We start from the raw sequence: 17386 nt of genomic DNA on the forward strand, positions 1-17386 counted from the left end.
GTCACCGCCGCGGCAGCGCCAGCAAGGCGAGCACCATGGCCACCGGCCAGATGACGGCCACCATCGCCACTCCCCCGAACGCGATGGTGGCCGCCCCCACCGCTGCCGCGGCGAGTCCTCCGACCGTCGAGAGGTAACAAAGGCCCAACGGTCCGAAGACCAGGGTCAAGCGCAATGCCACCTTCGCGGACTTTTCCACCGGACGACGGACAGGGCATCGCCCCGGTCCGTCGACCTCGTGGTCGGTGCGCTGATACCAGCCGCCGGAAATCAGCGGCGGATGCGGTACGAAAGCCGTCGGTCTCCTCCCGAACGCCTTGGGCGTCCGCGGATTCGGACCGGCCGCCACATGACGGTGATCCTTTCGTGGTTCCATGACACTCCCGGCACTACGCATGGCTTACCTCCCCGGTTGCCGGCGTAAGGCCTGGTGAAGTCACCTCGTGCCTGGCACAATTGCAGTTCGCGGTTCGAAGATTCCGGTCTTTTTTCCTGCCCACTGACCATGCTGACGAGTCGGGGGAGAGTGCGATGCGTCAAATGGAACAACCAGCCGATTCGAGCCCTGCGGAACCGGAGGGTCCGGATGACTGGTTCCTCAGCGGGTGAAAATGGGGAACGCAGGACCTGGCACCGGCTGACGCCGTCCGAGCAAGGCGCTCTCGAGAGCGCGGGCCATCTGAAGGTGTGGCGGCCCGGTCAGATTCTCGCCCTTCAGGGCAGCGCGCCCACCAGCATGTTCGTCATCCTGCGTGGCTGGGTGAAGATCAGCGCCACCAACTACCGCGGCGAAGACGCGCCTCTCGCCGCCCGCGGCCCGGCCGAGATCATCGGCGAACTGGCCCCGATCAGCGGTCTCCCCCGGACCGCGACGATGTCGGCCATCGACGAGGTGCACACCCTCATCGTGCCCAGGACGAAGTTCCTCGGCGTGTTGCGGGCCCGCCCGCGGATCGCCGAGGAGATCTTCCGGACGGCGGCGATCCGCCTCCAGCAGTCCGACCGCCTCCGCCTCGAATCCGGCGGCCCGGATTTCCCGCAGCGCCTCGCCGCGGTACTCCTGGAACTGGTGCTGCAGCACGCCTTGGACTGGACCGACGGAAAGCAGGTCGATCTCCGGTTCAACCAAGGTGAACTGGCCGACTTCGCCCGGGTCTCCCGCAGCACCCTGATCCGCGGCCTCGACGAACTCCGCAGGCTGGGCGTGGTGCGCACCGCCCGCCAGCGCATCACGATCATCCACCCCCGGGCCCTTCGCGAACTGGCCGCCGGCCGCCCGCCCCCGGACATCAAGGCCTGATCAGGACCGGAATCTCGGCTATCCTGGCAAAGTCCAACTCTCGCAACCGTTTGGCGGATGGAGGGAATCGACAGAATGAATTCGTTCTCGGCGACCGAACCGGACATCGAATCCGCGGTGATCGATCTCGACGGGGTTCCTTTCAGCGCGCTACGCGATCTCGACAGTGAAGCGCTCCGCCATTCGGCGCACCACGTGGTGGAACGCACCTGGCATGTCCGAGCGCGTTACCCGAGTGCCGGCCAGGGTGGTGGCGAGCGGATCGACTGATGCCGCCACCAGCCGAGGTGCGCCCCTCCTTCCACCGCTTGCCCTGGCGGGAGTTCGACGCGCTCGCGCGTCTCGAGGGCGATGAGGCCATGGCGCGTCGCCTGCGACGGGCCGAGCGAAGCCGGCGCAAGCTGTTGATCCACGCGTTGCTGAGCGAAGCCGCGAAAACCCCGGAACGGTGGGGACCATTGTCGCCCCTCGATTCGGCCTGGGAACTCTTGGCGCGAGCCGAGGCCAGAGCACCCCGAGCGGTGAACCGGATGCTCACCAGTCCGTACACCGGGAGTTGGGCGGGCTACACAACTCGCTTGCTGCGTAACGGAATGGACGGCGTCGGTCCACTGTGGATGCACCTGGGGCACGCGCACGCGATCGCCGCGGCCGCTGCGATCCGAGCGGAGCTGGACTTCGAAACCACCATCCCGGCGTGGCGCGGGCACGCCATGCTCCCGTCTCTCGGAATGGCTCGCTTTCCCGCCATCGAAACGTTCACTCTCGCGGAGGTGCGAGGCGTGCGCGGCCGTTACCTCGTTTCCCACGGCGGCACAACGGTTTCGTTGCCGTCCACGCCCGGATCTGACGGTCCTGGCTGGTGGGGCATCCGGCGGGTGCGGAGCCGAGTCGGCACACACCGGTTTTCGCTGCTGCTGGACGACCTCGATCCCTACCGCGGCCTCTACGAGCCGATCCCACCGGAACGATTGCCGGGCAAGGACTTCGGTGACTGGCAGCGGCTGATCGACGAGGCCTGCCATCTGATCGCCACCCACCTGCCCGGACTCGCCCGGACCATGCCGGTCGGGCTGGCTTCCCTGGTGCCGAGGCCACAGGTGCTCTTCCGGAACCCGAGCGCGTCGACCGGGGAAGCGTTCGGGAGCGCCGTCGTCGGTTTGCCGACCGACGGCGCGGCACTGGCCGACACCTTGATCCACGAGTTCCAGCACATCGTGCTCGGCGGTCTGCTCCATCTGGTCCAGTTGTACGAGCCGGACCCCCGGGAACGGATCTATGTGGCGTGGAGAGACGATCCGCGGCCGTTGAGCGGTGCGCTGCAAGGGGTCTACGCCTTCTTCGGCGTCACGGCCTTCTGGCGGGCGCTGGCCGAAGCAGGGGTGAGTTCTCGGCGCTCGGCCTTCGAATTCGCGTACTGGCGTCGTCAGACTTGGCACACCCTGGAGGTACTGCGTACGGACGCGACCTTGACGGCCGCCGGACGTCGTTTCCTCGAAGGCATCGCCGAACGCCTAGGACCCTGGCAGGACGAGGCCGTACCGACGGAGGCGACTGAGCTTGCCGAAGCCGCCCGCCTGGACCACCTCGCCGGCTGGCGGATCCGCCATCTGCGCCCGAAGTCCTCCGCGGTCTCCGCACTGACCGAAGCTTGGCTGAACGGGCGTTCCCGCCCACCCGTCACCGCCGACGCGACCGGTCTTCCCCCGACCCCGGTGCCGGACGGATCGTGGTCCCACGCCCGGACCGACCTGATCCGGCTCGCCGTCGGCGACGCGGCCGCGGACGGTGTGCCGGCGGTCCCCGGTGCCACCGCCGCCGATTTCGCTTACACCAGCGGCGATGTCCCCGAAGCGATCGAGCGTTACCGCGCGGAACTCTCGACGGACCCGGACCGACCGGCCTCCCTGGTCGGGCTCGGCCTCGCACTCTCCGCGCGAGGCCCCCACCCGGCCGCCCGGGCCTTGCTGCATTGCCCGGAACTCGTCCGTGCGGTGCACCGAACCCTGCGCGCCTCTGCTCCACGGCCACCGACCGTGGAGCAGATCGCCGCTTGGATCGGACAGCTCGTCCCCGACTGATCCACCTACATCAGCATGGGGTCGATGTCGCAGTCGGCACGGGCGCCGCGGACCGCCGCCTGCGTTCCCGGGTGCGCCTCGCCGAGGGTCCGGCGGTACTTGACCAGAATCGGGTCCTGGAAGGGAGCGGCCTCGTCGGCCCGCCCGGCGGCGGCGAGATCCAGTCCGAGGTTGAAAGTGGCGGCCAGGACGGTGGGGTGATCCTCACCGAGCACCTGGCGGCCACGCTCGACCGCGTCCCGGCCCAGTTCGATCGCCCTTTCGAGCTCCCCCAGCACGGAGAGGTCGCTCGCCAGGTTGACCGTGACGATGACCGCGTACGGGTGATCCGGGCCGATGCTGGCACGGAAATGTTCCAGCGCGCGCTCGTCAAGGGTGCGCGCCGCCGCGGCGTCGCCCTGAAGCCGTAACGTCACCGCGAGGTCGGCGCTGGCGGCGAAAGTGTGCGGGTGGCGCTCGCCGAGACCGCTCCGGTACCGCTCGAACGTCTGCTCGCCGAGCTTCTTCGCCCCGGCCAGATCACCCGAGTGGCGGAGATCGATCGAGTGGGCGAGGGCGCAGCACATCGTGGTGGCGTGGTCGTCACCGTAGGCGAGCCGGAGCCGCCTGAGGGCCTCCGTGGACAGGGCGAGCGCACCCGTGTGGTCGCCGTCCTTCCGCCGGTTCACCGAAAGGAGGAAGGAGTTGATCACCGAAGCCACTCGCTCCGCGCCGTGGCGAGCCTGGAGGTTCTCCACGAGCCTCTCCTGCTGGACACGGGCCTGGCCGTACTCACCGGCCTCACGCAGGTCCACGACCAGCGCGCTGTTCGCGCTGGCGGTGTAGCTGTGGTCGCGGCCGAGTACCTCACCCCGCCGCCGGAGGGTGTCCTGGTCCAGTTCCGCGGCGACTCGGTAGGCGCCGGACAGCCGGAGGCTGATCCCGTGCTGGTACGCCGCGCTGAGCGTCTCCGGGTCATCGTCGCCGAACATGCGCTTGGCCTTGTGATAGACCTCTTCGCTCAGTTTCGCCGCCGCGGCGAAGTCGCCCTCGGCACGGAGATCGATCGTGATGTTCCGTTGGAGAGCGAAAGTCTCCTCGTTCTCCTCGCCTGAGACCTGAAGGCGCAGCGCGAGGGTGCGCTGATTGAGTTCCGCCGCCTCGGCGTACCGGCCGATCGCCCAGAGGTAGAGCCCGAGCCGTGAGGACACTTCGAGTGTCTGCGGGTGGGTGGGGCCGAGGGTTTCGGTGAACCGCTCCCGTGCCTGCCGGCCGAGCCGCGAGGCTTCTTCGTGATCGCCGTACTCGAACAGATAGCGCATCAGGTTGATGTAGAGCTGACGCGGCCAGCTGTCGTCGCAGTCCAGCACATTCGCCGCATAGGCGTGCGGCAGCAATTCGCGGTACCGCGGCCAGTGCCTGCTCGACTCCGGGTCGTTCGGGTCGAGTGCGGCCAGCAGCTGGTGTGCACCGTGCTGCATCCGCGCGTGTACCTGCGGCGCCATCACCCGTTTACGCAGAACCAGCTGGACCAGGCGGTGCAACTGGAGTGTGTTGCTGCCGTGGTCGATTTTCGCCAGGCCGTACCGGTTGATATCCCGAATGGCACGGGCCAGTTTCATCGGTTCACGCAGTGCGGAGTCCAGCTCCGGGGAAATGGACACCCGGCTGACGCCGGTGAGCAGTTCACGGGAAATCGGTTCAGGCGAGAAGAAGGCACAGATGTGCAGGATCTGGTGCGCCGCCGGGTTCCGGGTTTTCAGTTCCTCGAACGAAACGTTCCACGCGGCGGCCACCGAGACCTCGTAGTCGGGCGCCGACGCGGTGTCGAGGATCTCCTCGACAGACTCGTCGAACAGGCGCAGGTATTCCTGCACGGGCATCCCGGTCACCGCACGCCAGGCCGCGGCCTGTTCGACGGCCAGGGGCAGGTCACCGAGTTTCTCGGCGAGTTCGGCGGCATCGGCCGAGTCGATTTCGGGGCCGCGGCGGCCGAGCAGTTCGATGCTCTCCTCGCGTTTGAACACCGCGAGCTCCAACGGGCGCGCGATACCGGCCCAGTCGGAGTTGCGGGAGGTGACCAGGATTTCGCCGGGACCATTGCGCGGGAAGAACGGCAGCACGGTCTCCGGGCTTTCCGCGGCGTCGAAGACCAGGAGCCAGCGGCGGAACGGCCGCCCGGTCCGGAGCGCCTCGATCACCGCGGGCACGGCGATATTGGATTCGGACGCGCCTTGGAGGCCAAGGATGGCGGCGAGTTCGGTGAGACCGGCCCGGATCTGGGTGGTGTGGGCGGCGTCGATCCACCAGACGAGGTCGTAATCCTGGAGATGACGATAGATGTACTCGGCGGCCATCTGGGTCTTGCCGATACCACCGAGTCCGTGCAATGCCGAAGGAAGCACGGCGGTGGTGCCGCTGTTCAGGCGTTTGGCCAGCTGCCCCAAGAGTTCGTCGCGGCCGGTGAAGTTCGGGTTGCGCGGCGGTACGTTCCCCCAGACCTGAGGTGGATCATCGGGTTGCCGGGTCGGGAAGGTTCGGGTGGTGTTCGAGGCCGCGGGATGGACGATTCTGGTCGTCGGTTCGTTCAGTTCGGATTCGGTGAGATAGCGCGAGCGCCCCTCCGTCGTGGCAGTCGAGGAAGTGGGGCGTTCGGCCGTCTCGGGCATCTTGGGGCTCACAGTCTTAATTGATTCAGATTCGGGCACGACGGGATCTTGATGCTTCAGCCGGTCAGCCCGGGACAAGTACGGGCCGGAAAGCGCGCGCATGACGGCGCTCTCCAATTCAACGTCGGCCGTCGACTCGAGAGTGAGCACCGGGTCCGGCGTGTTGTGCGGGTCGGCGATGGCGTCTCGGAGGTGACCGAGCAGCGGAATCCGGCCACCGAAATGGGTGGCGGCCACTCGTACGACACTGGCCGTTTCCGAACGCCGCGCGCCGCCGAGCAACAATTCCCGGACTGCCTTGGGAAAGGCGAAGACCCCACTTGTGTCCCAAGTGGACTTCCCTTCCCTGAGTCCGGGAGCGTACATGATCCCCGACACCAGAAGTTCCAGGAGGTGCTCCAGCCCCGCCTCCGGCACGAATCGCTTTCCGACAAGCTTGGCCACGTCGAGACGGACCGGCACCGCCGCGAGTAGTTGCGCCAAGCGTAGCGCCGGCGGCGACGCAACACTGCGGAACCTCTGCACTCGTTCGGCTGGTGAAAGCGTCGTTTTGGGCGTGTCACCGGGTTCTGGCTGGTGAGCCTGCTCTGAGGCGAGCATGACGGTGCCTTCGGTCGAGCCGGAATGCTCGCCGGTCATCAGCCCGGCCCACCACGCCAGCGACCGCGGCCGCAATTCGAGCACCGGCACCGGCACGGTCCCGGCCGGCACCGTGGAACCGGGTTCGAGCCAGGAGTCGGACAGATCGAAGGTCCACCGATTGTTGGGAGTCAACGCATTCCGCACGCGCAGCGTGGCTTTGTGCAGGCTCAGGCCACACCGGCCCCAGAGCCACTGCGGGAGCAGATGCACGATGCTCACCGGCATCGCCCGGCCCCAGCGGGCCAGAATCGGGTACAGCACGTCCTTTTGCCAGGCATCGCCGACACCATCGGTCACCAGGAGGACGGCGCGCCGTCCGGACGAATCCAGGATCTCGTCGGGGTCGCGGGCAGGTGCGCCGGGTGTACCACCACGAAGCACGAGAGACGACTGACCATTGTCTTTGGCGGTTTCCAGCAACCGGATCTGAATGGTGCGAAAAGCACCCACTTGTTCGAGCATTTCGACGAACGCGGACACCCGGGGACGCCATAACGCCATCGAGGGACCATTGTCGATGACGAGCGTCAGGTCCAGCCAGCGCTCTCTTCTCGACCGGGTGACCGGCCACCACTGTCCGGTCTCCGCGGCCCGGACGGCGGTGGCCTCTTCGTCCAGGACCACATCGTTGTGTCGCCGCGAAGTCGTCTCGCGTTTCAATGTTCTCAGCACTCGGAAGTAGTCCAGGGACTCTGGTAAGGCGACCCCGTCGGCGTCCTCGCCGTCCATCGCCGGTTCGGGTCGCTCGGCGAGGGTGACGGGGACGGCGACCTGATCCTCGTCCTTTCCTGGCGACGGGACATCGGGACCCGAGGGACTCCGCGGCTCCGGGGGTGGCGGGTGCTCCCGGCTTTCCGAGGGAGCGTTGCGAATCCGCACGTCGCCGGGCTCCGGCTTCGGCTCCTCGGCGGGAGCCGGCTCGGGGGTCGCACGCGCGGGGGTGATGGCCGCGGCCAGCCACACGATATCCGCGACATCGGTCGAGCTCAGGTCTTCGAGCCTGATTTTCTTGCCCTTCCCGGACAAGTCGGCCTGCCTGACCACGTCACCGCACCGTCAGTCTTTGCCAGAGGGCGTCCACGAGCCGCGGCCACGTCTCCTGGTCCGGCTGGTAGGCCCCCGAAGTGGCGAGGTACACGGCATCGAGCAGCCTGTCGGTGGGCAGTCCACCCTCGGCCTTGCTCCGTTCGGCGAATTCGCGGACGAGCTGGTCGCGGTGTTCGCCGTTCTCCCCGACCAGGTGACTGGCCACGATCGCGGCCAGCTGGTCGTGATCCGGGTTCTCGATCCGCAGATGCAGGCAGCGCCGCAGGAACGCGGGCGGGAACTCCCGTTCGCCGTTGCTGGTCATCACGATGATCGGAAACGCCCGGCAAGCGACCCTTCCGTCACGAACCACCGCGGTGCGCTGCGGATCCGCGGTGTGCACGGTGACCTCGGGATGCCGGTTGCGTACCCGGGCCAATTCCTCGATCGGGAACTCCCCGTCTTCGAAGATCGACAGCAGATCGTTCGGCAGGTCCGCTTCGGACTTGTCCAGCTCATCGATCAACAGCACGCGGGGCAGCCGGGTGGGTAGGAAAGCGGTGCCCAGCGGGCCGAGCCGCACGAAGTCCCCGATCGGCGGTTCCTCGGCCTCACCACCACGCTGCGCCTGACTGGTCGCCGCGGCTTGGACACGGCCGATCGCGTCGTACCCGTAAAGACCGGAACTCAACGCGGTGTGACTGGTGATCGCCCAGCGCAGCACCCGGCCCAGGCCGAGTTCGCGAGCGATGCGATAGGCGAGGCTGGACTTCCCCGTTCCCGGATTACCGGTGACCAGCAATGGACGGCGGAGATAAAGCGAAGAGTTGACCATGTTCAGCTCGTGGGGATCGACGTCCCGTTCGGAAAGCGTGAACGCGGTACCGAGCCGTCGCTCCGCCTCGCCGTCGTCCGGTGGCGGCACGTCGTTCTCCGGCGGAGGGTCACCTCGATAGGAACGCCAGGGCGGTGGCGCGGGCAGGATCTGGGCGAGATCGATGTCGTGCATCGGCCTGCCGGTACCGCGATAAATCCACCAATCGGGTGCCTCGGCGAGCGGCGCCCGGCCACTGGGAGTCACGGCCGCGTCCTGGTCGCTCACGCTCATCCGCGGTATCCCCTTACTGTTGAGTCGGGATTAACGGTTGGTCGAGAACGATTATCCTTTTCGGGTCGTCCCACATTACCACCAAATCGTGTGCCAGATATTTCTTGAACGGTACCGCCGGGCGCGTATTGGCCAGTTTGCGACGGTCCGGCAGTTCGATAAAGCCAGTCTCCGCGGCCAGTACCCAGTCGAGCAACTCGCGCAAGTTCTCCGGCCCCGCGTCAGGATGCCACAAGATCACCGGGAGCCCGCTGCGGAGTGCGCTAGTCAGTTCGTCGGGCGCGCCACCCTGTTCCGGTTGGGACGACGGCGGTTCCGCCATCACCAGCCCGACCCAGTGATCGTCGCTGAGCACCGCGTCGATGGGGTGCTCCTCGAAGTCAGTGTGCCCGGAATAATGCAACCGGTCGGCCGAGGGGTCTTTGAGCATCGAGTCCCAGCGGACGTGCCAGGCACGGTGCCAATGCTTCGACCTCATCCTTTCGAGCGACCTAATGCCGAGTCTGTACCCGTATCGCAACGGCTGTGGCTGACCGGTCACGTGCTCCTTGGCCCACCGCTGCACCGGCAAGTTGATCAAAGTGCGGGGCAACAGGAATTCCACGGACGCCGACATGCTTTGACCGGACCAGACGCCCTCGGTCTCCAGGATGACGTCGTCGACCCGGTACTCGACCTCGTCTATTCCGATTTCCCGAATGCCGCCGAGAGCCGGGGGCCAGACTTCCGGGTCGTCTTGGCGCCAGAACGCCAAAGTGCACCGGGTCGGATCTGCGGAAACCGGCTCCAGCATGATCATCAGATGCAAGTGCGGCCGTTCCTGGACCGGAAGCCTGGTCTGCAGCTGCTGCCCGAGGGCGGGGCCGAGGCGCAGCTGACGGGCCTGGCCGCCGATCCAGCCGGTGATCGCGTTACCGGGTTCGCCGCCGACGAGCTCGGCCAGCAGACGCAGAAAGGTGACCGCGGGCGGGATTCCGTCCGGTCCGGCGTTGAAATCGGCGAGGAGCTGGAAGGCGCTCCACGCGTCGGTGACACCGTCGAGCGGGGGCAAGGGAATGGCCGGGCCGAGCGAACGGCTCAGCGTGACCGCCATTTGAGGGACCGCCATCCGGGTCAGCTGCCGGTGCAGCTCCGCCAGATCCTTGTGCGGCACCAGATCCAGGACAGCGTCGCTCACCTCGATGAATGGCTGTTCTTTGACCGGCTCCGAGTCGAGCTCGCGCGGTTTCGGGTTCGACGCGGTGAGTTCACCGTGTAACCGGAGGTAGGCCTTTCCGGTGAAAGTCTTCACCGATACCGCTATCGGGCTGTACAACTCGGGAAACAGCCCCGGATCCGGGGCGATGACATCTTCGAAGAAGCGCTGCGAGGAGATGAACGCGATCATCCGATCGGATTCGGCGAACGCCTCCTTGGCCGTCTGTGCGTCCAGAATGCGGAAGGCGGAGTCGATGGCCTCGCCGACCCACCCGTTCCCGTCGTACAGCACGTCGCCGGAATTGACGCTCACCCGTAACCGGATCTGAGCCTGCTGAGTGCGCGTGTAGTTGTAGCGGCGGAGCGCGACCGCGAGGCGATCCTGCAGCCGGTCCGCGACGACACTCCTGGTCGTACCGAGTGGTAGCAGGACCAGGGCGCCGTCTCCGCGATCCTCGGTCGAGCAGGTATCGAAGTCGACATCGCTCTCGGCGAAAGCGGTCTTCAATACCCCGTACATCCCCTGGCGGACCGCGAGCCGATCGGGAAGCTGCCGGTCAGGCGCCGTGAAGCCGGCGACATCGACTACCACGATCGTGCGGTCGAGAGCCTGCGTCGGTTGTGCCACTGGCCCCCTCCCAAGGTCCCCGGCGCCGCCCCGCTGGCGCCGATCGCCACATTATCGCGTCAGCAGTGCCGCGGATCACTGTCAAATGACAAATAAGTCTCCGCTCTTCTGTGCTCACACCTCGAACGGCACAAGGGGCTGCCGAAGGCATCGACTGCCTTCGGCAGCCCCGGGTACGGGACTTTCCACCGGGGATCAGACTCCGGCGACCTGCTGGATCCAGCTGCGGTACCGGGTGATGTTGGTGTACGCGGTGTTGTTCGACCGGTCGCTGGTCGAGGCGACCCCGACCTGACGGCCACCGGAGAACATCGGGCCGCCCGAGTCGCCGCCGGCGGTGATGCCGTCGACGCGGTTCGCGCACACGGCGACGCCGCCGTTGTAGTCACCGCAGTTGACCGAGTTGACGCGGACGGTGGCCACCTTCAGGTAACGCGACTGGCAGTTGATCTCGGAACCGCACTGGCTGGTCGCGCCCCAGCCGTAGACCTGCACGTTCTGCCCGACCGCGACATTGCCGGTGGTGCCCAGGGGCGCGTAGGTGGCGTTGACCGAACCGGTCAGCTTCACGATGGCCAGATCGGCACCCGAGTGGCGGGTGATGCTCGCGGCGGTGGCCGTCGTGCCACCACTGGTCTGGTCCAGGCTGCCGATGCGGAAGGTGTAGCTGCCGCTGCCGGCCACACAGTGCTTCGCGGTCAGGATGTACTGCGGCGCGATGATCGTCGCGCTGCAGTTCTGCTGCCCGTTCACGAACAGCCGGGCCGCCCACGGGCCGCTCTGCGCGTTCTGGCCACCGATGATCATCGGCTGCGCCCCGGAGGGCTCGGCGGCGGTCGCCGCGGGGGCGGTCGAGCCGAGCAGCGCCAGGAAGGCGGTGCCGGCCAGAAGGACGAGAGAGCGCAGTCGCATGTTCCGACTCATTTCTGCGGCCACAGGGGGTTCAGCCGCGTCAGTGGGGACGAACGCGCTGATTCTGTTTCCAGGCAAGAGAAGCCGGAACCTCCGAAAGTCGCGTGGGGAACCTTCGGGATACCTATCTATTGATCTTCCGGGGACTACCGTACCTTTTTCGCCTAGCGCAAAGATTCCTACGTAGACAGCGCTTTAACACACGATCCCGCCCCGGAAATCCGACCAAAGTAGGGACGTTCATCCCTCGATGAGCAGCGCCAGCGCGCCGAGTTCGTCGTGGTGGCCAGGATGACGCCGACGTCGGCGCCGCGGCGGCCGTTACGCGGAATACTGGGACATCTCGATGGCTCCGATATCGCCGATGACGTCATAGGCCGCGCCCTGGCCGCAGAACTCGGCGATCATCGCGCGGAGCCCGGCCGTGCGGGCGGGCTCCGACGTCAGGTTCGTGGTGACACCGACGGAGATCTGCCTCGCGGCGTCGGCGGTGTGCATGCTCCAGGTGTTGTAGCCGGGCACGGAACCGTTGAAGCCCCAGGCCTCCGGCACGGCACAGCCCTGCGGCAGCCGGATCCGCATCAGGCCGAGCCCGTACTCCAGCCCGCCGACGCCGCCGGGCACGGTCTTGCGCATCTCGGCCAGTTGCGCCGCCGGGACGAGGCCGCCGGTGAGGAGCGTGCGGAAGAACCGATTGAGGTCGTCGGTGGTGGACACCAGGTTCCCGGAACCCCAGAACCGCGACATCTCGTAGTCGGTGACGTCGGTCGGCGGAACGTCGGGGCCGTACAGCTTTTCGTAACCGCGGGCGGCCGCGCGGTCGAGGTGGGGATAGCGGTACGGAAGAGAGCTGTCCCGCATTCCCGCCTTGTCCAGCACTCGCCGCTGCAGCACGGTGTTCAGGTCGGTACCGGTGAGCTTCTCGACGAGTTTGCCGAGTACGGCGTAATTGGTGTTGGAGTACACCAGGCCTTGGCCGGGCGGGAAGGACAGCGGCTTGCCCTCGGTTCCCTTCCGGATCGTCTCGTCCGGCGACTGGTGCCGCCAGCGGGTCGTGTCGACTTCGGGAAGGCTGTTCCACCGGTCGGTGGCCGGGATTCCGCTGGTGTGCTGCAACAACTGGCGCACGGTGATCGGCTCGGCGTAGGGCAGCAGTCCGGGAAGCCGGTCCTGGATGCGATCTTCCAGCCCCACCTTGCTTTCGCCGGCCAATTGCAGGACGGCGGTGGCGACCACGGTCTTGGTGATACTGCCGACGCGGATCCGGCCACGGGGATCGGGGGCACCGCCTTGGGCGAGGTCGCCGACGCCGCTTTGGCCATACCACTGGCCACCCTGATCGAGCACGCCCGCATAGGCGCCGGGCGACCCGGCCGCGACGGCGGCGTCCAACGCCTTCTGCAGGCCGTCCCGCGAAGGGGCGGCGGTGGCCGAACCGGTGGCCAGCGTGCCGGAGAACAAGGCCGTGCACGCGGCGAGTGCCGCCATCCCGCGGAACATGCGCTTCATGAGCACTCACGCTAGGAAACCTCCGCCGGTCGGACTCCCCCTACCACCCCTGCTCTTTCTGCTTCCGACGCAAGGAAAACCCCTAATGTCCTCAAGCCGAGGCTGCTCGGCGGGTGCCGACGGTGAACAAGAGGGAGGCCGCCGTCAGCACCACGCCGAACCACACGACGCTGGTGATCCCGGCGTTATCGGCGAGCAGCCCGGCGAACAAGGCACCGAGGGCGATGGAAGTGTTGTACGCCATGGTGTTCAACGACATGGCCGCTTCGAACGTTTCCGGTGCGGCGGCCTGCGTCATGGTGAGCTGGCTCAGTTGCACGACACCGTAGGAAACTCCCCAGAGCACCAGCGCGATCATCGCCCCGGCCTGCCCGTGCCCGATCGCCAGCAGCAGCAGAAGTGACGCGACGAGGGCCGCGGCGCCGACGACGAAGCTGGCCATCAGACGCTTGGCCACCGTGTACCCGGCGATGAAATTCCCCGCCGCACCACCGATTCCGAAGACGATCAGGCAGACGGTGATGAACGTGGACGACGTCGAGGAGTTGTTCTCCAGGAAGGGACGCACGAAGGTGTAGACCCCGAAGTGGCCCAAGACGAACAGGACCACGGTGACCAGGACCAGCCGCAACCGCACGTTCTTGCGCGGAAGGCCGAGCACTTCCCGGACCGAAACCGTGTTCTGCGAAGGCAACGACGGCACCAGCAGCAGGACGGCGACGAAGACCAGGACGCTGAGGCCGCTCCAGATGAGGAACGTGGTCTGCCAGCTGGTGAGGCTTTCGAGGATGGTGCCCAGCGGCATGCCCAGCACGGTGGCGACCGAGATCCCGGACATCACGACCGCGGCCGCCCGGTTCGCGTGCCGTTCCGGGACGATGCGCATCGCCATGCCGACGCCGATGGCCCAGAACGCGCCGTTGGCGAAGCCCATGACGAGCCGCGTCGCCAGGACCAGCGGATAGCTCGGCGCGAGGGAGGTGATCAGGTTGCCCACGGCCAAGATGCCCAGCATCACGGACAACAGCACGCGCCGGTTGATCCGCCTGGTCCACGCGACGATGAACGGGACACCCAGCCCGGCCGAGACGCCGTACAGGGTGACCATCAGGCCGGCGGCGCCGACGGTGATGCCCAGACTGGAGCTCACCGGCGTGAGCAGGCCGACGGGCATCAGTTCGGTGGTGAGGAAAACGAACAGGCTGGCGGTGATCGCGGCGACGCCGGCCCAGCCTCTCAAGGCTGACGGCGCGCGTTCGGTTCGGGTGACCATTTCTTCTCTCTGCCAGGTAGCCAGAACATCTTAGCGCTAAGCTATCGATAGCTTAGCGCTAAGTCAACTGGCTTCCATGGCAGACCCGGATCAGTCCTCCTGGGCGGCGTCTCCCAGTGACTGCAACAGGTTTCGCAACATCGAGGCCAGTTCGTCCCGCTCCTGCGGGCTGACCGCGCTCAGCAACCGGTGCTCGGTGTCGACGTGGTCGGGCAGCGCCCGGTCGATGAGTTCGAGGCCCTTCTCGGTGAGGTCGACGAGCACGCGCCTGCCGTTGGTCTCATCGGGCGCCCGGACCACCAGGCCGCGCTCTTCGAGCCTGTCCAGCCGCTGGGTGACCGCGCCGGAAGTGATCATGGCCGAGCGCATCAGGTCGTTCGGGGTCAGCGTGCCGGCCCGGCGCAACGTGGCGAGCACGTCGAACGACGAGCGGTCGAGATCGTGCCGGGCGAACGTCTTGCGCAGTTCGCCGTCGAGCACCCGGGCCAGCCTGGTCAGCCGCCCGATCACCCCCATCGGGGAAACGTCCAGGTCGGGGCGGGCTTCCGCCCACTGGCGCAGAATGTCGTCGACGTGATCAGGCACCCCGGGAGCCTACCCACCCCGGCGCCGGTCTCAGAGCGCGGACGTTCGTTGACACTCCGTGGTGGCGCTGCTCTACTCGGCTCAACGGACGGCGCCCGCCCGGAATTCCTGTTCACCCCGGCAAAAGAACGGAATCCAGCATGACCACGACAGAGAATCCGGTGCGATCGGCCACGGAATGGCTCGCCACCGCGAAAGACGTCGCCGCGAAGCTCGCGGTGGACGCGGTCGAACGCGACCGGAAGAACGAGACGCCGTATCAGGAAGTCCAGCTGCTCAAGGAATCCGGCCTGGTGACCCTGCTGGGACCGGTCGAACACGGCGGCGGCGGGCAAAGCTGGGAAACCGCCTATCAGGTGACCCGGGCGATCGCCCGCGCGGACGGCTCGATCGGCCAGTTGCTCGGCTACCACTACCTCTGGGCCTGGGCCGCGCGGCTGGTGGCGACCGACGACCAGATCTCGGCGGTCGAACAGCTGTACACCGAGAACGACTTCTTCTTCGGTGGCGCGGTCAATCCACGCGACTCCGACCTGACGATCACCGAGGACGGCGACGAGATCGTCTACAAAGGACACAAGTCTTTCTCGACCGGCAGCAAGGTCTCCGACCTGACCGTGCTCGAAGGTATCCTCGAAGGCACTGAAGATCACATCTTCGCCATCGTTCCGTCCGATCAGGACGGTATCGCCTTCCACGACGACTGGGACAACGTCGGCCAGCGGCTCACCGAGTCGGGCAGCGTCACCATCACCGATGTACGCGTGCCGTGGGCGAGCGCGGCCGGATACGTGGACAAGAAGTTCCACCCGCTGACCTACAACACGCTCAACGTGCCGGCGATCCAGCTCGTGTTCACCAACTTCTACCTCGGGATCGCCCAAGGCGCCCTGGAAACCGCGCTCGAGTACACGCGGGAGCACACCCGCGCCTGGCCCTATGGCGGCGACAACAAGGACTCGGCGGCCGAAGAGTGGTACGTGCTCGACGGCTACGGTGATCTGCAGGCGAAACTGTGGGCCGCCGAAGCGTTGGTGGACAAGGCGGGAGCGGCGATCTCCGCCGTGCTGCACGCCCCGCGCGAGGACCTCACCCCCGAGGCCCGCGGCGAGGTCGCGGTCCTCATCGCCGCCGCCAAGCAGCGCGTGATCGACACCGGGCTCGAGATCGGCACCAAGGTCTTCGAGCTGACCGGGGCCCGCGCGAGCGCCACGAAGTACGGCCTGGACCGCTTCTGGCGCAACCTGCGCACGCACTCGCTCCACGACCCGGTGGCCTACAAACGCCGCGAGGTCGGCGCCTATGCGCTCCTGAACGAGCTCCCGGAACCCACCTGGTACACCTGACCCGCCCCGCGTTTAGTCCTCTGGTTGCGTTTTAGGCGCAACCAGAGGACTAAACGCGGCTTGGTCATCCGGGCTGCGCACCGGGTCGCGCTACTGAGCGAAGCGGATCACTCTTCGGAACCCTCGTCGCCGCCGTCGAAGACGTCTCCCATGACCTCGCCGAGGATCATGCCGCCGACCACACCGGCCGCCGCACCGGCGACCATGCCGCCCATCCCCGGACCACGCCGCCCGTGCTGGCCGTGGTGCCCGTGCTGGTCGTAGCCGTGGCGGTCGTGGCCGTACTGGTCATGCCCGTACTGCTCCTGCCGCCCGCCGAACATCGCCTGGCCGCCGCCGGACTGGGCGACCTTCGCCAGCCAGCCGTCGATGGCCGCGGCCCAGTCGGTGCGCAGCGCTTCCTCGTGCGAGACGTGGAACCGGCCGAAGGAGTCGCCGCCGGAGCGGAACATCCCGCCGCGCTTGTCCGCCTCCAGGATCACCACCAGCTCATGGGGGTCGGCGACGAAGGTCAGCTCCACCTGGCTGACGCGGCCGGCGTAGCGCGACGGCGGGAAGAACTCGATCTCCTGATAGAAGCCGAGTTCCTGGCGGACACCGTGGAGCTGCCCGGCTTCGACGTCGGCGCTGCGGAACTGGAAGCCCAGCTCGCCGAACGCCTCCAGCACCCGGTCCTGGGACTCCAGCGGGCCGACCAGCAGCGGGTCGAGGTCGCCCTTGTCCGGCGCGCCGGCGATGACGAGTTCGGTCCGCACGCCGACGACCATGCCCGGCAGTTCGCGGCCGCCGACCGCGCTGATCGGCGTCTCCCACGGCAGGGTCAGCTGGAACGGGATCGTGGTCAGTTCTCCCGCCGTGACCTGTACCTTCCGCCCGGCGCTGACCCGCAGGAACTCGGCGGTGCCCACCCGCTCGTGGTCGCCGCGCTCGACCTCGACGCGGGTCACCAGCGACAGCAGGATCTCCTCGATCTGGGCGTCCTTCGAACCGCCCTGGATGCGGACCTGGCCGGTGACCACCTCGCCGGGCAAGGCGTGCGGCGAGTCGAGCACGGTGTCGACGGACGGGCCGCCGACCCCGAAGGCGCTGAGCATCCGTTTGAACATCAGGGATTTCCTCCGCTGGGTACTG

General features: G+C 67.2%; 13 protein-coding genes. 4 read left to right on the forward strand and 9 right to left on the reverse strand.

What is annotated here, in order from left to right:
- Position 1: 1 nt before the first annotated feature.
- Entirely contained in the window at positions 2–376 is a 375-nt protein-coding gene (locus ACLJRL_RS25750) for a hypothetical protein (protein WP_410658838.1), read from the reverse strand.
- A gap of 210 nt (positions 377–586) precedes the next feature.
- On the opposite strand from ACLJRL_RS25750, the gene ACLJRL_RS25755 reads away from it, so the two are divergent.
- The 3 genes from ACLJRL_RS25755 (at position 587) to ACLJRL_RS25765 (ending at position 3381) form a co-directional block, all read left to right on the forward strand.
- Positions 587–1300: a Crp/Fnr family transcriptional regulator gene (locus tag ACLJRL_RS25755; RefSeq protein ID WP_410658839.1), complete on the forward strand. Its 714-nt coding sequence runs from the start codon at positions 587–589 to the stop codon at positions 1298–1300.
- A 75-nt stretch (positions 1301–1375) separates the two neighbouring features.
- Positions 1376–1570, forward strand: a complete 195-nt coding sequence (locus tag ACLJRL_RS25760; protein ID WP_410658840.1) for a hypothetical protein — start codon at positions 1376–1378, stop codon at positions 1568–1570.
- Entirely contained in the window at positions 1570–3381 is a 1812-nt protein-coding gene (locus ACLJRL_RS25765) for an aKG-HExxH-type peptide beta-hydroxylase (RefSeq protein WP_410658841.1), read from the forward strand. The genes ACLJRL_RS25760 and ACLJRL_RS25765 overlap by 1 nt, the downstream gene beginning before the upstream one ends.
- Before the next feature lie 5 nt (positions 3382–3386).
- Here the strand turns inward: ACLJRL_RS25765 and fxsT are convergent, their stop codons facing one another.
- From fxsT to ACLJRL_RS25800, 7 genes are all read right to left on the reverse strand, one after another.
- Positions 3387–7715, reverse strand: coding sequence for an FxSxx-COOH system tetratricopeptide repeat protein (gene fxsT / locus ACLJRL_RS25770; RefSeq protein WP_410658842.1), 4329 nt, complete (start codon positions 7713–7715; stop codon positions 3387–3389).
- A 1-nt stretch (position 7716) separates the two neighbouring features.
- On the reverse strand, positions 7717–8805 hold the full coding sequence (locus tag ACLJRL_RS25775; RefSeq protein WP_410658843.1) for an AAA family ATPase: 1089 nt from the start codon (positions 8803–8805) through the stop codon (positions 7717–7719).
- 13 nt (positions 8806–8818) lie between these two features.
- Complete coding sequence (locus ACLJRL_RS25780) at positions 8819–10630, reverse strand: hypothetical protein (protein ID WP_410658844.1); 1812 nt, start codon at positions 10628–10630, stop codon at positions 8819–8821.
- 195 nt (positions 10631–10825) lie between these two features.
- Positions 10826–11542, reverse strand: a complete 717-nt coding sequence (locus ACLJRL_RS25785) for a S1 family peptidase (RefSeq protein ID WP_410658845.1) — start codon at positions 11540–11542, stop codon at positions 10826–10828.
- A gap of 321 nt (positions 11543–11863) precedes the next feature.
- Entirely contained in the window at positions 11864–13051 is a 1188-nt protein-coding gene (locus tag ACLJRL_RS25790; RefSeq protein ID WP_410658846.1) for a serine hydrolase domain-containing protein, read from the reverse strand.
- 91 nt (positions 13052–13142) lie between these two features.
- Complete coding sequence (locus ACLJRL_RS25795; protein WP_410658847.1) at positions 13143–14324, reverse strand: MFS transporter; 1182 nt, start codon at positions 14322–14324, stop codon at positions 13143–13145.
- Positions 14325–14414: 90 nt separating this feature from the next.
- Positions 14415–14909 carry a MarR family winged helix-turn-helix transcriptional regulator gene (locus tag ACLJRL_RS25800; protein ID WP_410658848.1) on the reverse strand — a complete coding sequence of 165 codons (495 nt, stop codon included), beginning with the start codon at positions 14907–14909 and terminating at the stop codon, positions 14415–14417.
- 140 nt (positions 14910–15049) lie between these two features.
- Here ACLJRL_RS25800 and ACLJRL_RS25805 point away from each other — a divergent pair, with 140 nt between their 5' ends.
- Positions 15050–16255, forward strand: coding sequence for an acyl-CoA dehydrogenase family protein (locus ACLJRL_RS25805; protein ID WP_410658849.1), 1206 nt, complete (start codon positions 15050–15052; stop codon positions 16253–16255).
- A gap of 107 nt (positions 16256–16362) precedes the next feature.
- Here the strand turns inward: ACLJRL_RS25805 and ACLJRL_RS25810 are convergent, their stop codons facing one another.
- Positions 16363–17361, reverse strand: coding sequence for a sporulation protein (locus ACLJRL_RS25810; RefSeq protein WP_410658850.1), 999 nt, complete (start codon positions 17359–17361; stop codon positions 16363–16365).
- Between the last annotated feature and the right edge of the window lie 25 nt (positions 17362–17386).

This window comes from Amycolatopsis sp. lyj-112 (assembly GCF_046549055.1).
GTDB lineage: Bacteria > Actinomycetota > Actinomycetes > Mycobacteriales > Pseudonocardiaceae > Amycolatopsis.

Excerpts from the sequence above, each read along its gene's own strand:
- ACLJRL_RS25750 (WP_410658838.1), bottom strand. The coding sequence starts at position 376 with ATGGAACCACGAAAGGATCACCGTCATGTGGCGGCCGGTCCGAATCCG.
- ACLJRL_RS25755 (WP_410658839.1), top strand. The coding sequence starts at position 587 with ATGACTGGTTCCTCAGCGGGTGAAAATGGGGAACGCAGGACCTGGCAC.
- ACLJRL_RS25760 (WP_410658840.1), top strand. The coding sequence starts at position 1,376 with ATGAATTCGTTCTCGGCGACCGAACCGGACATCGAATCCGCGGTGATC.
- ACLJRL_RS25765 (WP_410658841.1), top strand. The coding sequence starts at position 1,570 with ATGCCGCCACCAGCCGAGGTGCGCCCCTCCTTCCACCGCTTGCCCTGG.
- ACLJRL_RS25775 (WP_410658843.1), bottom strand. The coding sequence starts at position 8,805 with ATGAGCGTGAGCGACCAGGACGCGGCCGTGACTCCCAGTGGCCGGGCG.
- ACLJRL_RS25785 (WP_410658845.1), bottom strand. The coding sequence starts at position 11,542 with ATGCGACTGCGCTCTCTCGTCCTTCTGGCCGGCACCGCCTTCCTGGCG.
- ACLJRL_RS25790 (WP_410658846.1), bottom strand. The coding sequence starts at position 13,051 with ATGAAGCGCATGTTCCGCGGGATGGCGGCACTCGCCGCGTGCACGGCC.
- ACLJRL_RS25795 (WP_410658847.1), bottom strand. The coding sequence starts at position 14,324 with ATGGTCACCCGAACCGAACGCGCGCCGTCAGCCTTGAGAGGCTGGGCC.
- ACLJRL_RS25805 (WP_410658849.1), top strand. The coding sequence starts at position 15,050 with ATGACCACGACAGAGAATCCGGTGCGATCGGCCACGGAATGGCTCGCC.
- ACLJRL_RS25810 (WP_410658850.1), bottom strand. The coding sequence starts at position 17,361 with ATGTTCAAACGGATGCTCAGCGCCTTCGGGGTCGGCGGCCCGTCCGTC.